The sequence below is a fragment of the Streptomyces sp. NPDC003697 genome, assembly GCF_053587115.1.
The window spans coordinates 15663-29253 of the sequence record NZ_JBSFNN010000055.1 but is presented as its reverse complement, the minus strand read 5'-3'; the positions used below and the strand labels follow the sequence as shown (position 1 = coordinate 29253).

General features: G+C 75.5%; 11 protein-coding genes and 1 pseudogene. 3 read left to right on the top strand and 9 right to left on the bottom strand.

Annotation, left to right across the window (positions count from 1 at the left end; translation table 11 throughout):
- Positions 1–196: 196 nt before the first annotated feature.
- The 5 genes from ACWDNY_RS21230 to ACWDNY_RS21210 all read right to left on the bottom strand — a co-directional run bounded on the left by ACWDNY_RS21230 (position 197) and on the right by ACWDNY_RS21210 (position 5414).
- Positions 197–1099 carry an SDR family oxidoreductase gene (locus ACWDNY_RS21230; protein ID WP_451647340.1) on the bottom strand — a complete coding sequence of 301 codons (903 nt, stop codon included), beginning with the start codon at positions 1097–1099 and terminating at the stop codon, positions 197–199.
- A 113-nt stretch (positions 1100–1212) separates the two neighbouring features.
- Positions 1213–2844 (bottom strand): phytoene desaturase family protein, encoded by a 1632-nt coding sequence (locus tag ACWDNY_RS21225; RefSeq protein ID WP_451647339.1) that lies wholly within the window; start codon positions 2842–2844, stop codon positions 1213–1215.
- Entirely contained in the window at positions 2837–3346 is a 510-nt protein-coding gene (locus ACWDNY_RS21220; RefSeq protein ID WP_451647338.1) for an SRPBCC family protein, read from the bottom strand. Before ACWDNY_RS21220 ends, ACWDNY_RS21225 begins: the two co-directional genes overlap by 8 nt.
- Positions 3347–3726: 380 nt before the next feature.
- Positions 3727–4083 carry an STAS domain-containing protein gene (locus ACWDNY_RS21215; protein WP_451647337.1) on the bottom strand — a complete coding sequence of 119 codons (357 nt, stop codon included), beginning with the start codon at positions 4081–4083 and terminating at the stop codon, positions 3727–3729.
- Positions 4080–5414 carry a PP2C family protein-serine/threonine phosphatase gene (locus ACWDNY_RS21210; RefSeq protein WP_451647336.1) on the bottom strand — a complete coding sequence of 445 codons (1335 nt, stop codon included), beginning with the start codon at positions 5412–5414 and terminating at the stop codon, positions 4080–4082. Before ACWDNY_RS21210 ends, ACWDNY_RS21215 begins: the two co-directional genes overlap by 4 nt.
- Before the next feature lie 282 nt (positions 5415–5696).
- On the opposite strand from ACWDNY_RS21210, the gene ACWDNY_RS21205 reads away from it, so the two are divergent.
- Positions 5697–6263 (top strand): ATP-binding protein, encoded by a 567-nt coding sequence (locus ACWDNY_RS21205; RefSeq protein WP_451647335.1) that lies wholly within the window; start codon positions 5697–5699, stop codon positions 6261–6263.
- Positions 6260–6547: an STAS domain-containing protein gene (locus ACWDNY_RS21200; RefSeq protein WP_451647334.1), complete on the top strand. Its 288-nt coding sequence runs from the start codon at positions 6260–6262 to the stop codon at positions 6545–6547. The genes ACWDNY_RS21205 and ACWDNY_RS21200 overlap by 4 nt, the downstream gene beginning before the upstream one ends.
- A gap of 213 nt (positions 6548–6760) precedes the next feature.
- Here the strand turns inward: ACWDNY_RS21200 and ku are convergent, their stop codons facing one another.
- The 4 genes from ku to ACWDNY_RS21180 form a co-directional block, all read right to left on the bottom strand.
- On the bottom strand, positions 6761–7888 hold the full coding sequence (ku, locus tag ACWDNY_RS21195; protein WP_451647333.1) for a non-homologous end joining protein Ku: 1128 nt from the start codon (positions 7886–7888) through the stop codon (positions 6761–6763).
- Positions 7889–8020: 132 nt separating this feature from the next.
- On the bottom strand, positions 8021–8956 hold the full coding sequence (locus tag ACWDNY_RS21190; protein ID WP_451647332.1) for a hypothetical protein: 936 nt from the start codon (positions 8954–8956) through the stop codon (positions 8021–8023).
- A gap of 723 nt (positions 8957–9679) precedes the next feature.
- A complete protein-coding gene (locus ACWDNY_RS21185; RefSeq protein WP_451647331.1) occupies positions 9680–11149 on the bottom strand; it encodes a hypothetical protein in 1470 nt (489 codons plus the stop codon).
- Between the two features lie 258 nt (positions 11150–11407).
- On the bottom strand, positions 11408–11983 hold the full coding sequence (locus ACWDNY_RS21180) for a hemerythrin domain-containing protein (RefSeq protein WP_451647330.1): 576 nt from the start codon (positions 11981–11983) through the stop codon (positions 11408–11410).
- A 662-nt stretch (positions 11984–12645) separates the two neighbouring features.
- Between ACWDNY_RS21180 and ACWDNY_RS21175 the strand changes: the two are divergent.
- Positions 12646–13446, top strand: a pseudogene (locus tag ACWDNY_RS21175) (ribonuclease BN); the annotation flags it as partial.
- Positions 13447–13591: the final 145 nt, after the last annotated feature.

Here is a 13591-nt window from a genome sequence, read left to right as displayed (position 1 = left end):
CGGTCACCGGAGCCGCAGGACGTCGCGTGGGCCGGTTGGGCGGGGTCGCGGGCGCAGCGTCCGGGCCGGCGGCCCGAGGCGGGCACCGCCGCCGCCCCCGATCCCCCGGCCGCCCCCGATGCGCCGGGCGCTGCGTCCGTCGGTGTTCGGCCGAGGAGGTGGTGCGTGCCGGGGGTGCCGGGTGGGTTCGCGGTCGTCAGGGGTGACGGGTGTGCCGTCCGCGGCGTGCGGTGCGGCGGTGCTCGTCGACCCGGCCGCCCGCGCCGAGAAGGCCCGTCGCGGCCAGTGGCTGCTCGGACTCCAGGCGCGGGATCTCGTGGCGGGAGACGCGCAGGACGACGGGCGGCAGCGCGGCGCGCGCCACCTGCGCGAGCCGCAGCCACGCGGGCACGTACACGGCGGTACGGCGCCGTTCCACGGCGCGGGCCAGCCGGGCGGCCACATGGTCGGCCGAGTGGACGCGGCGGGCGGGCGGCGGCATGTGCTTCCGCAGCTCACGCAGCACCGGGTACCGGTCGGCGTCGCGGATCATGTCCGTGTCGGTCCAGTTGATGTAGGCGATGCCCACGGCCGTCCCGCGGTGGGCCACCTCCGCCTGGAGGGAGTGGGCGAAGGCCTCGACGCCGGCCTTGGAGGCGCAGTAGGCGCTCATCATGGGGGCGGCGCCGAGCGAGGCCAGCGACGCCACCTGTAGGTAGTAGCCGGCCGTCTCCAGCAGGTCGGGAAGGAACGTCCGGGCGGTCTGGGCACTGCCGCCGAGGTTCACGTCGACGACGCGCCGCCAGGAGGCGAGGTCGGACGTGGCGAACGGGCCGCCCTCCGCGACGCCCGCGTTGGCGACGACCGCCGACGGCCGACCGAGGCGTTCACGGACCTGACGGGCGGCGAGGTCCAGCGCCTCGCCGTCGGTGACGTCGACCTCGAGGGCCAGGGCCGGAGTGGGCAGCGAGGCCGCCACCGCGTCCAGCTCCGGCTTCTCGTGGCCGAGCAGGGCGAGCCGGGCACCTCGGTCGGCGAGGGCGCGTGCCAGTGCCGCGCCGAGCCCGCGCGCGGCTCCGGTCACCACGACGGTGCGGCCCCTGAGCGGGCTGTCGGACACGAGTGGCCCCTTTCGTGCGGCGTCCCGGCGGCCTCCGGCTGACGTCACGTCGTGGGAGGCCGACCGTGGTGCTTCCCCCCGGCCGGGCGGTGACGGATGCGCCGTCGCGCCGGTCAGCGCCGCGGCCGCGACCTGTCGCCGGCCCTGTTCCGGTGGGCGAGCGCGCGCTGTGCCCAGCTCCGGCCCGGCGGCAGACGCCGGCGCAGTGCGGCGCGGGCGGCGTTGGCGCCCGGCGCCCCGTGGACTCCCCCGCCGGGGTGCGCGCTGGCGGAGGCGAGGAACAGGCCCGGGACGGGCGTCTCTGGCCGCCCGCTGCCGGGCAGCGGGCGGAAGACGAACTGCTGGTGCAGGGCCGCGGTGCCGCCGTTGATGGCACCGCCCCACAGGTTGCGGTCCAGCGACTCGAGCGTGGGCGGGGCGAGGATGCGCCGGGCGCGGATCGTGGCGCGGAAGCCGGGTGCAAAGCGCTCGACCTGGCGCTCGACGCGATCGGCCATGATCTCCTGCTCCTTGGTGTCCCAGGTGCCGGTGAGCCCCTCGTCCCCGGCGTCGCCGTCGACTTCGTGGGGCACGTGGGTGTAGGCCCAGGCGGATTCGGTGCCGCGCGGTGAGCGGGCGGGGTCCGAGGTCGTCATCTGGCCGAACAGCGCGAAGGGGCGGTCGGGGATCTGGTGGGTGGCGATCTGCGCCGCGAAGCGGGTCAGCTCCGCTGTGCCGTCGGCCAGGTGCACGGTGCCCGCCCGGGACGCCTCCCCGCTCTGCCACGGCACCGGGGAGTCCAGCGCCCAGTCCACCTTGAAGGTGGCGAAGTCCCACTGGAAGCGCTTCAGGTCGGCCAGCACCTGGGCGGGCAGGTGCTCGGGCTCGACGAGTCCCCCGTAGAGGGCGGGCGCGGACACGTCCGCGAGAACGGCACGCCGGGCGGCCACCGTCTCGCCGTCGGCCGTGCGGACGGCCACGGCCCGGCCGCCGCGCACGACGACGCGGTCCACCCGCCGGCCGCAGTGCAGGGTCCCGCCGCGGCTGCGCAGCCGGTGGACGAGGGCCGCGGCCAGGGCGCCCGACCCGCCGGCCGGGACGGGGAATCCGTAGGTCTGCCCGAGCATCGACATCAGCCATCCGAAGCCCCCGCTGCCGGCGGCCTCGGGCGCGAGGTCGGCGTGCAGCGCGTTACCGGCCAGCAGCAGCCGTCCGCCCTCGCCGTCGAACTCCTCTTCACCGAGGCGGCGCACCGGAAGGAGCATGGTGCGGGCCATGCGCAGACCGCCCGCCCCCCGCAGCCGCACCGCCAGCCGGGCCCCCGCCCTGATCGGCGGGAACGGGGTGAACAGGGCGCTCAGCAGGTCGGGCCGCACGCGGTCCCACACCTCGTACAGGCGGCGCCAGGCGTCACCGTCCCCCGGCGCGAACGCGTCGAGGGAGCGGGCGGTGACGTCGACGTCGCGGTCGAGGACCGCGCACCTGCCGTCGGTCAGGGGGTGGGCCAGGACGTGCGGCGCCCGGCTCCAGCGCAGGCCGTGGTCCTCCAGGCGCAGCGCGGCGAGGATCGGGGAGGCGGCGGCGAGGGGGTAGAAGGAGCTGAAGAGGTCGTTGACGAAGTCCGGGTGGACGCCGTTGTCGTGGCGCACCGCGCCGCCGGGTTCGGGCTGCTCCTCCAGGACCGCGACGCTCCAGCCGGCGTCGGCCAGCAGGTTGGCCGCCACCAGACCGTTCGGGCCGGCCCCGATCACGACGGCGTCAGGCATGGCCGCCTCCGAGCCTGCGGAGCCCCCCGGTCGTCCGCGGGCCGCGCTCGGTGCGGTGCCCGGCCTCCTCGGCGTCCTTCTCGCACACCTGGGCGAGCCGGCCGAGCATGGCGCGGTGCCGGATCTGGATCAGGCACTCGACGCCCGCGTTGTGCAGGGTGCCGCCCGTTCCCTGCAGGGGGTGCTCGTCCACGAGCACCAGGCAGTACTCGCCCCAGCTGCGCAGTTCGATGGCGATCCGGGCGGTGCCCAGCCATCCCGCGTTGGCCTCGAGTTCCAGGACCGAGCCCTCCACGCAGCGCCGCACGACCGTGGTGTTGGTGAGCCGTGCGGGACCCAGCCGCACCTCGTAGGCGATGGCGGCGCCCACCTCCGGCCAGTTCCCCCGCACCTGGCGCGACGACGCCGTGCCCACCACCCATTCGGCGTACCGATTGCCGTCCGCGAGGAGGTCCCACACCGTTCCCGGGTCGGTCTTGATCAGCTGGTGACGTACCGCCACGTCCTGCCTCCCGCCGCTGTCGAGGAACTGTGCCCGTCGAGTGCCCCGGCCGGTGCGGATCAACCGGGGGCGCCGGCGCGGCGCGCGCTCCTTCGAAGGCAGCGGGTGGCCGGCGGCGTCGCCGGACGTCGGCAGCCGGCTGCCCGAGGGCGTCGCGGAGCGTCAGGACCGGCTCGAGTCCTGAACCCGTGGGCGAGCACCACCGTCGGACCGTCCGGCCGGACGGTCACGCGTACGTTGTTCCTGCCGAGGATGTCCGTTCGGCCGTCTTGGACCCGGCGACCAACGGCGGGCCGGGCGTGGTGCGGTGGCCCGCCGGACGCCGCGGACACCGCACCTGACGGGCCGGCCGCGGGCACGGGACCGCGGGCGGGGGGCCGTTACGGCCGAAGGGACTCGACGGCGCCCTCGACGGTGGGCTCGAAGCGGAAGACCTGGTCGAGCCCGACGATGCGGAAGACCCGCATCAGGTCGGCGTTCAGGCCCGCCAGCAGCAGGGGCACGTCCGCCGCCTGCGCCCGGTGGTAGCCGGTGATGAGCACCGTGATGCCGGTGGAGTCGCAGTAGGTCAGGTCGGACAGGTCCATCACGACGCCCTCCGTGCCGAACGTCGTCTCCTCCAGGGCCTGGGCGAGGCGTGGGGCGGTGTGGTGGTCCAGCTCGCCGGTCACGGTCAGCACCGCGACGCCGGAGGGGTGCTTCTGTCGGGCGACGGTCAGGGTGCGGTTGGTGGTCACCGGTTCTCCTGTACTGACGGGGTGGTACGGCGGACGGGGACGGCGGGGGAGACGGGAACATGGAGCGCGAGCAGCGCGGTGTCGTCGCTGACTCCTGTGCCCAGTTCGGTGAGGAGCGCGTGCACGGCGTCCAGCAGGTCGCCGGCTCCCGCCGGTGCGCAGGCCGACAGGCGGCGGGTCAGTCCGTCCTCGCCGAGCATGGTGCCCTCGGGTGTGAGGGCCTCGGTCAGTCCGTCGGTGTAGAGCAGCAGGGAGTCCCCCGGCCGCAGACGGGTCGTGGCCTGGACGAACCGCGGTTCGGGAAGCATCCCGATCAGCTGACCGCCGTCGGTGGAGACGGGTTCCACCGGCCCGCCGGCGCGCAGCGCCAGGGCCGGCGGGTGCCCGCCCCCGGCCAGGGCGAGGGTGAACGACCCGTCGGCCTCGGGCTGCAGGACGCCGAACACCGCGGTGCAGTACCGGGGCACGTTGCCCTGGTACTCGCCCTTGAGGACGGCGTCGAGGTTGGCGAGCACCGCGCACGGGTCGGGCTCGTAGATGGCGGCGGCGCGCAGGGTGTACCGGGTCAGCGACGTCAGGGCGGCCGCGTCGGCGCCCTTGCCGCACACGTCGCCGAGGAAGAACGCCCAGCGGCCGTCGTCGAGCGGGAACAGGTCGTAGAAGTCGCCGCCGACCTCGTCCACGGACGCGGGGTGGTAGGCGGCGGCCGCGTCAAGTCCAGGGACGGTGGGCAGGGCGGGGGGCAGCAGAGTCCGCTGCAGTGTGCGGGCCAGGCGCTCGGCGGCGGTGCGCTGGGCGCGTTCGGCGGCGATGGTGCGGGAGGCGGACAGCCGGAGTTCGACCTGCTCGGTGACCAGCGCGGCCAGGTCCTGGAGGGCGCCCAACTGGTCGTCGGTGGGCTTGCAGGGCCGGGTGTCGCACACGCTGACCGTGCCCAGGCGTTCGCCGCGGGCGGTGACCACGGGCGCGGCGGCGTAGAAGCGGATGCCCGGCTCGCCGCGGACCAAGGGGTGGGTGGCCGTCCGCGGATCGGCGAGGGTGTCGGGGACGACGCAGAGGGAGTCGCCCTGCGGGGCCGGGACGAACGGGGGGCAGTCGCCGCCGGTCCCGGCGGTACCCGCCCCGTGGCCGGCCGTGAACCGCACCGGGTCCTCGCCGGCGAGCGCGACGCCGGCCATCTCGGCGCCGAAGAGCCGGGCGGCCAGGGAGGCGACGGTGTCCAGCGCGGGATCGGCCGGTATGTCGTACGCGCGCTCACCGCGGGCGGCGGCCGGCCCACGCTCGCCGGCCGTGGCGCAACTCGGCGCGAGGCCGGCGTTGCCTTCTTCCACCGTGGCTCGCGCCCCTTCCCGTCGCATCGTTCCGGCACGCCCGCTATCAGGGCGGCTGCCCCATCCTACGGACCTGCGCCGCGGGACTCGCACAGACCGCCGGACGGGTGGCCTCCGGTGACATCGGGGAATCGGCACGGTGACGAGCCGTTCGACGGGGCATTAGTGCAGCGACCGCTGCTTCCCCCTGGTGCGGCGCGACCGCGTGCGGGCGCGTCCCGCCCGGCGACAGGCCCGCCTCCCGCGGGCCGGGGGACGGCCGGGGTGAGCGAAAGGGGCCCAGTGGCGCAGTACGAGGACGCCGTGCACGAACCGTCGGCGGGGGCCGGAGCGGCCGAGGCGGCCGGTGCGGCCCGCCGGGAGGGCCGCACCGTCACCGCCGAGGAGTTCACCACCCGGGTGATGACCCGGCTCCCTGCCGGCGGGGACGCGGACGGGGCGGCCGTCCTCCTCCCTCACCGCCCGGGACCGCTCAGCCTGGCCTTCCCCGCGGAGTCCTCGCAGCTCGCGCCCGTGCGCGAGGCGCTGCGAGCCTGGCTCGACCGGTGCCCCATGCCCCCGCGGACCCGGCAGAACGTGCTCGTCGCCGTCGGCGAGGCCTGCGCCAACGCGATCGAGCACGGCCACCGCCACACCCGCGGTGCCACGGTCCGCCTGCGCGCCGAGGCCTCCGCCGGCGACCTGCTCCTGGTGGTCGCCGACAGCGGCGCCTGGAGGGCGCCGCAGCCCGAGGCCCACCCCCATCGCGGCCGCGGCATGGCCCTGATGCGCGCGCTGATGCAGCAGGTGACCGTCACGCCCGGCCCGTCCGGAACCACCGTCGAGATGCGTACGAGGATCGCCCGATGACCACGCCGCTCACTCTCACTCCCGGCCACCACCCGGACGGCACCGCCCTCCTGGCGGTCACCGGTGACATCGACATGAGCAACAGCGGCACCCTCGCCGAGGCCCTCGACGCCCGCAGGGGACCGCTGGTCCTGGACCTGACGGCGGTGGAGTACCTCGACAGCGCCGGCCTGACCGTCCTGTTCGCCCGGGCCGACCGCATCGAGGTGGTCGCCCCCGCCCTGCTGGCTCCCGTCCTGACCGTCTCGGGGCTCACCGGGATCGCGACGGTGCGCGTCGCCTGACGTGCGTGTCCGACGGCACCGGCGCCCCGCACGGGGGCGGGGGCCGGTGCGGGATGGGTGGTGGGCTGCGCGCCAACCGGGTGCTGCCCGACAGCGCCGAGGCCGCCGCCCACCGGCCCACGACGAAGCCGGGGACAGGGGCAGGACCACGACGAGCGGTCGTAGCACCCCGCCGGGCGGCCCTCGTGGAGGCATGATCCCCGCCCGGTCCGGTCAGGCGGCGCTGGGGGTCCTCCTCAGGGCTTCGACCAGTTCGTCCCGGCTCATCCTCGACCGCCCCGGGATGTCCGCCCGGGAGGCCCGCTCGTACAGCGCGCTCTTGGACAGGGACGCGAGTTCGTCGGCGGGCCCGCCCCGGCGCTCCCGGGAGGACTCGCGCCGCTGCGGCCGGCGCTGTGCGGCCGCCTGCCGGGTGTCCTTGTCCATCCGCCCGCCGGAGCCCTCGTCCGCCGTGCGCTCCCTGGCCGCCTTGTGCTGCCCGGTCGCCTTGCGCTCCTTGGCCTCCCTGCCGGAGGAGTGCTCCCGCCCGCCCGCGCCGGCCTTGCCGCCGGACTCCCGCTCGCGGGCGCGTTCGACACTGCGCTCGAGGGCCGCCATGAGGTCGACGACGTTCGTCGCCTCCGGCGGTCCGGCCTCGCTGACGACCTCCTCGCCCTGCCGTTTGGCGTCGACCAGTTTTCTGACCCGCTCCTCGAAGGTGTCGTGGAAGTCCCCGGGACTCCAGTCGATGCTGAGGGCGTCGATCAGCTGCTGCGCGGTCTTCAGCTCCCGGTCGTCGATGCGGCCCCGGTGGTCGGGGAGCACGTCGAACAGCTCCCGGGGGTCGCGCACCTCGTCGGCCCAGTGCATGGTGTGCAGAACCAGCACCTCGGGCTGGGCCCGCAGAGCGGTGAGGTACTGCTTGCTGCGCATCGTGAAGGTGGCGAGCCCGGCCTTGTCCGACTGCTCCAGCGCGGCCCGCAGCAGCTCGTACACCTTGAGGTACTCCTTGCCCTGCGGCGCGACGTAGTAGGCGCGGTCGAAGTACACCGGCTCGATGCGCCGCAGGTCGACGAAGCCCGCCATGTCGATCACCTTCGACCTGCCGGGGGCGATCTGGTCGAGTTCCTCCGGCTCCACGACGACGTAGTCCCCTCCCCCGAGGTCGTAGCCCTTGACGATGTCGCCGCCGCCGACCTCCTCGCCGGTGCGCTCGTTGACGCGCCGGTTGCGGATGCGGTCGGCGGTGCCGCGCTGGAGCTGGTGGAAGTGCACGGTGTGGTCCTCGGTCGCCGTGTACAGCCCCACGGGCACCGTGACCAGTCCGAAGGTCAGCACCCCGGTCCAGATCGGTCTCGCCATCACCCGTCGCCTCCTTCAGTGCCCGGCTGGTCGGGGTCGTGTTCCTCCGCGGTCTGCGGTCCCGCGCCGGCGCGCGCCGTGCCGGTGGGCAGCGCGCCGCCTCGGGGTCTGCGCCGTCGGACGGCCGCGTCGTCAGACGCCGGTGCGGTCGGACGCCTCCGCGGTCAGGTGCTCGACGTGCGCGGCGGCGGCTTCGGCGCGGCGGCGGGCCTCACGCACCCGCCGATCCGTGCCGCGCACCCGCTCGCGGGCCTCCCCCTCGGCGGCTCGCGCCGTCCGCTGCTCGTCTTCCAGGCTCCGGAGCCGGTCGGTCAGTTCGCGCACGCGCCGCTGGATGTCTCCCAGCAGCTTGGCGGCGTCGTCCGCCGCGCGGCCGGCCGTCTCCGCCTCCCGCTCGGCATCGTGGAGTTCGCGGCGGGCCTCGTCGGCGTCCCGGCGGGCCCGGGCGAGCCGCCTGCGCCGCTGCGCGTCCGCCTTAATCGACTTGTCGGCTTTGTCGGCATGGTCGCTCCCGGTCCCGCGCCGGACGGACGGCGCCCGTGCCGCCGGACGCTGATGCGCGCCGGCGGGCCGCGGGGTGGCACCCGGCGACGCGGCGGGGAAGCCGGTGGTCGGGTCGAGGGCTTTCACCAGCCGGCCCGTCGCCCACTCCCGGGCCGCCTCGGGGTCGGCGAGGACGGCGTGCAGGGTGCCCTCCACCTCACGCCGGGCGTCCTCGCCGATCGGGTGACCCGCTTCCGCGGCCAGTCGCCCGGCCTGCCGGGACAGGGCGTCGATCAGCAGGCGCTGCTGATGGCCGAGTTCACGCAGTTGGGCGCCGTCGAGGTCGCGGTGGGCCTGACGTAGCCCCTCCCCCAGCCGGACCAGCGGCTCGGTCTCCTCCGGCCGCTCCCGTACGAGCAGGTTGCCGGCCCAGGCCGACAGGCTGGGCCGGCGCAGCTTGCCGATCTGAGCGGCGAGGGCACGGTCGCCCTCCGTGCGGGCTTCGGCCGCCCGAGTGTCCCGGACGGCGGTGAAGTCCTCCGGCCGCAGCCCGTACAGTTCGCCGGCGACAGCATCCAGGTCCACGAGCGTTCCTCTCCACGCGCCCCAGCACCTGCTGCCGGGTTTCCACCTTTTCTCCGCCTATGTGAGTCTCACCGGTCGGCGGTCGGCGTGCACGAGGACCGAGGGTGTCGTGCGCGGCCGCCGTCCGGAGCGGCCTGCTCCGCACCAGGCACCGAGCCGCCGTCCCACGGCGGGGCGGGCAGCCTCAGCGGGGCGCTGAGCCGTAGCGGGGCCGCCCCGTCCGGAGTGGGCCCGTCGGCCGGAGCGGGACGGCCCTGCCCGAACGCGCCCGGCCGATCCGGAGCGGAACCGGCCACCCCTGCCGACGCGGCGGGTGCCGCGGCGAGCGCCGGACGCCGTCCAGCCGGTGGTGAGCGAACCGGTCACCACCGCCTGCAAACACGCCGCGGGGGGACCTCCGCGTCGACCGGCACGTGATCACGGCGACGGTCCGGGACAGCGAACCCGCGCTGCCGGTGGTGGAGGCCCCGACCCGGGACGCGTGGGGCGGCACGGGCTGGAGATCGTCAGGTCGCTGTGCCGCGAGCTCAGCTTCGCCCCCGCCCCGGTCGGCAAACGCGTCACCGCCGTGGTCGCCCTCGTCGAGTGATCGGCCTGCCCGCAGGGGTCGTCCGTGCGACCGGCGCCCGCGAGCCCCGGACCCCCAACCGGCCTGGCACACCGCCGTTCCCGCGGTCCCGACGGGCCTAAGGTCCCCGCCCCGGCTCGCCCGTCGCGCGTGGCTCAGCCCGTCAGGAGCGCCGCGCAGTACGTGTCCACGCCCATCAGCGGCAGCGGCGGGCGCCGCGGACGGATCGCGCGCACCTGCCGTGGTATGTCGCGCGACCAGCGCCTTAGCGGTAACCAGGCGGCCACGTGCGCCTGTTCGCGGTCGGTGCCCTTCCGGCCGGTGCCGCCGACGTCGTGCCGCAGCCGCAGCGCCCCACCCCGGCGCTCCACCGTGTTGCGGCCGAACGTCGCCGCCACGGCCCGCATGTCGGCCTCCGTGAACACCTGCGGCAGCCCCGGCGCGTCGTGGTAGAGGCACAGGAAGTCCAGGTCGATCAACGCGTGCGTGACGTCTTCGGGGACGGTGACCGCACGGTACGAGGGGCGCAGGTCCGAGCCGTCGGACGCGGGCGAGCCGGTCGCGGACCAGCCCTGGTGCACCCGCCCGAAGCCCGGCCAGTACGGCCACACGGCCGCCCCGCCCGTGACCGCCAGGTCCCCGCGAAGTGCCCGGGCCATCGCCGCGGCACGCTCGCGCCACTCCGCGTCGCCGGTGACCACCGCGAGCTGAACGGCGGCGCGCCCCATCGCCAGGAACTCGTTCGTGGGCAGTTCCGCCCCCGCGAACGACACCGGCTCGTCCGGCAGCCAGCGGTAGAAGCCGCGCGCGTCGGCGGTCGTGTCCCACTGCTCGTCGTGGACGCGCAGCGCCCGCTCCACCGCGTCCAGGTAGTCCTCGGCACGCTCGCGCACCGCGCGCGGCACGGCGTCGGGCCGGGTCCGGGCGAGCCGCACCAGCCCCGCGACCGGGTAGGCGATCATCCCGGTCTGCGCCGCCAGCGCGACCCTGGCCGGCCGCACCGCGTACGTGCCGGGGCGCGGGACGCGGGGCTCGGTGACGGGTTCGTCGGGCATGACGAGCCGGGCGGTGACGCCGGTCCGCTGCTCGTACGCCTCGTACAGGACCCGGTCGGCGCGGCGGTCGTCCCGCGGGTCCAGGCTGAGCCCGCCCACCAGGTGGTCGGGACGGCCCGGGCCGTACACCCTGAGCCGGAAGTGGCGCTCGCCGTCGGGGGCGACGGTGACGCGGACGGCCCGGGCATGCGGCGGACAGACCGTCACCTCCAGGGCGGGGCGCTCCTCGGTGTCCCGCAGCAGCACCGAGGCGGCGGTGAACTTGTGGGCGGTGCTCCACACCGGCAGGCTGCGGCCCCGGAAGTCGCGCACGCCACGCACGTCGTCCCGCGCGTCGAGCACGGCGTCGACGAGTTCCGCGAGGCGCTCGGCGTACGCGGGGCGGCCCGTGTGCTCGGCCATGAGCAGGTACCCCTGCATCCGCCAGGAGGTGCCCCAGCCGATGACCCCGTTCTCGTTGTCGGACGGCACTCCGGGGCCGTTCACGCCGGCGAGGTTGTTCTCGATGTCGCCGAAGGCTCGCACACCGGTGCGGCGCAGGCCGGTGAACGTCATGCTGAGGTCTGGCATCGGGTGAGTATGGCAGCGGCTCTCACCCTTCACCCCCGCAAGTCTCGATCCGGTACCGCTCGGAACGCGGACGCTCCGGATGCCGTCTCCGTTCCGCCAGGCCGCTCCCCCGCCGCGTGGGCGCCCGCCGCCGGACGCGGGGACGCCCCGGCCGCGGGCGCCGTGGGGTGCGACGGCTACCGCGGCCGGGGAGGTGTCCTCCAAATCCGGTCCGGGTGTCGGTCCGGGTGTCGGTCCGGGAGGGGTTCCGGCGGGGGCTCAGCTCTTGCTGAGGGCGTCCCTGGCACGGTCGATCATGGAGGCGAACGGCCCGGTCAGCATCTGCGCCGTGGGGGACCCGGCCGCCGTGGGGTGGGGGTGCGTCGGTGCCATCTTCTCCACCGCCTGCAGCCGCCGTCCCATCGTCTGCAACTGGTCCTCGGGGCAGCCCGCCCGCAGGGCCGGGAACTCCTCGTGCTCCTCCTTCTCCGCGTGATCGAGGACGGACTGCTCGAACGCCGCCAGCCGCGTGTCGAAGTCGGCGCTGTCGAGGTCCATCTTCTCCAGCTCCGCCAGCACCTTGTTGGCCTCGGCCTCCTCCTTGTTGCGGGCGTCGGCCTCCGCCTTGCCCGCGGTGCCCGCAGCGACCGGCCGCACGATGATCTCCTCGGCGGTCTCGTGGACCGCGAGGAGCGCGCGCAGGTCGTCGAACGTCCTCTTGCGCTCGTCCCCTCGGGACGTCCTCACCTGGCCGAACAGCTCCCGGATCCGGGCGTGCTGGTCGAGCAGGACCGCCACCACGTCGCCCTCGGGCATCCGCGCGGCCTCGTCCCGGTCCTTCTGTGCGTCGCCCACAGTCGTCGCTCCCTCAATGTCGGTGCGGATCGATCGGTCGTCCCCCGGACCACCGATACCCAGGTGACCCGAGGACCCCGGGAGGAACAGCCGACTTGCCACCCGGACGGCGGCAGCCGGCCGGACCGGCCGCGGAGAGGGTGCGCTCCGGCCCGCGAGGCGTCTTCGTGCTCGCCGGACGCCGGCCCACGCGCCGGGGCGGTCCCGGACGCGCCCCGCCCCGCTGGGCATCCCCGTGCGGACGCCGGCCCGGGCGCCGGGCCGGTCCCGTCTCAGACCCGCCGTCCGATGCCGGGGGCCGTCCAGCCCGGCGGGTGCACGTCCGCGTCGTGGACCGCCGCAACCGGCGGCTCGCCGCCTGCCTCAGCGTCGAACGTGGCACGGGGCCGGGCACCGCGGGTGACCACTGTCGGCCGCCCGCCGCCCGGGGGACGTCCGGAACGCCGCGCCCAACGGACCACACGCCCCGACGGCCCGGTACAGGGCCACGCCGGCCTGGTGGCGCCCGGCTCGGGGGCCGGGGCGGCGCCCGCGGGCCGGCGCGAGCCGGAAGGCCCCCGCCGGCCGCGGACGTTTGCCCGGGCGCTGCACGGTGACTCAGCCCACGACGGCGGGCCATCCGAGGTCGCACTGAGGAGCATCCCGTGAACCGGTACCGGCGCATGCTCCACCAGCTGTGGAACCGGCTCGCGGCCTACGCGCTCATCCGGCACGGCCGGGAACTGGAGCTGATGCACCGGGCGATGGGGTTCGCCACCCTGGCCCTGGTCACACTGGCGCCGCTGCTCATCGTGGTCGCCGCCGCCGATCCGCTGGGGCACGAGGGTTTCGGTTCGTGGCTGGTGGACGGCATGGGCCTGTCGGGCCGGGCCGCCCACGTGCTCACCGACATCATCAGCCCCCCACTCAAGGTGGTCGGCACCACCAGTGTCTGGGGCGCCGTCGCACTCGCCGTGTTCGGGGTGTCCTTCGCGGGCAGCGTGCAGAACGGGTACGAGAGGATCTGGCAACTGCCCCCCGGTCCGTGGCACCGCATCTGGCGGCAGGTCACGTGGCTGGCCGCGCTGACCGCGTATCTGTACCAGGAGGTACAGACGCGGACCGCGCTGCACGGACCGCAGCGCATCATGCTGTCCACGGCGGTCGGCGTGCTGTTCTTCTGGTGGGCCCCGCACTTCCTGCTGGGCGGTCAGGTCCGCTGGCGCACCCTGCTGCCCGGCGCGATCGCCACGATGGTGGGCCTGATCGGGCTGCGGGGCTTCTCCCACCTGGTCTTCACCTCCCTCATCGTGACCAACGCGGTCAGCTACGGGGCCGTGGGCATCGTGCTGGTGCTGGAGTCGTGGCTGACCGGCGTCGGCTTCGTCGTGTACGGCGGGGCGATGGCCGGCCGCTGGTTCTGCGAGCACCACTGGTGGCCGGACGGGAGGGACGGGACTGGCCGCAAGGTGCCGCAGCGCCCGGCGGACAGGCTGGCGCGCGGGGCGCCCGGGGCTCCGGTCCAGGCCGGCCTCCCCACCGGTCCGGAGCCGCGGGGAATGCGGCCGTGGTCCTGGACGGGTCCGGCGCGCAGGCGGCCTCCCGGGCCGCCACGAGCCGAAGCGGAGG

What these genes read in the sequence shown, in the direction of transcription:
- ACWDNY_RS21225 (WP_451647339.1), bottom strand. Translation starts at nt 2,844, where the DNA reads ATGCCTGACGCCGTCGTGATCGGGGCCGGCCCGAACGGTCTGGTGGCG.
- ACWDNY_RS21185 (WP_451647331.1), bottom strand. Translation starts at nt 11,149, where the DNA reads ATGCCAGACCTCAGCATGACGTTCACCGGCCTGCGCCGCACCGGTGTG.
- ACWDNY_RS21200 (WP_451647334.1), top strand. Translation starts at nt 6,260, where the DNA reads ATGACCACGCCGCTCACTCTCACTCCCGGCCACCACCCGGACGGCACC.
- ku (WP_451647333.1), bottom strand. Translation starts at nt 7,888, where the DNA reads ATGGCGAGACCGATCTGGACCGGGGTGCTGACCTTCGGACTGGTCACG.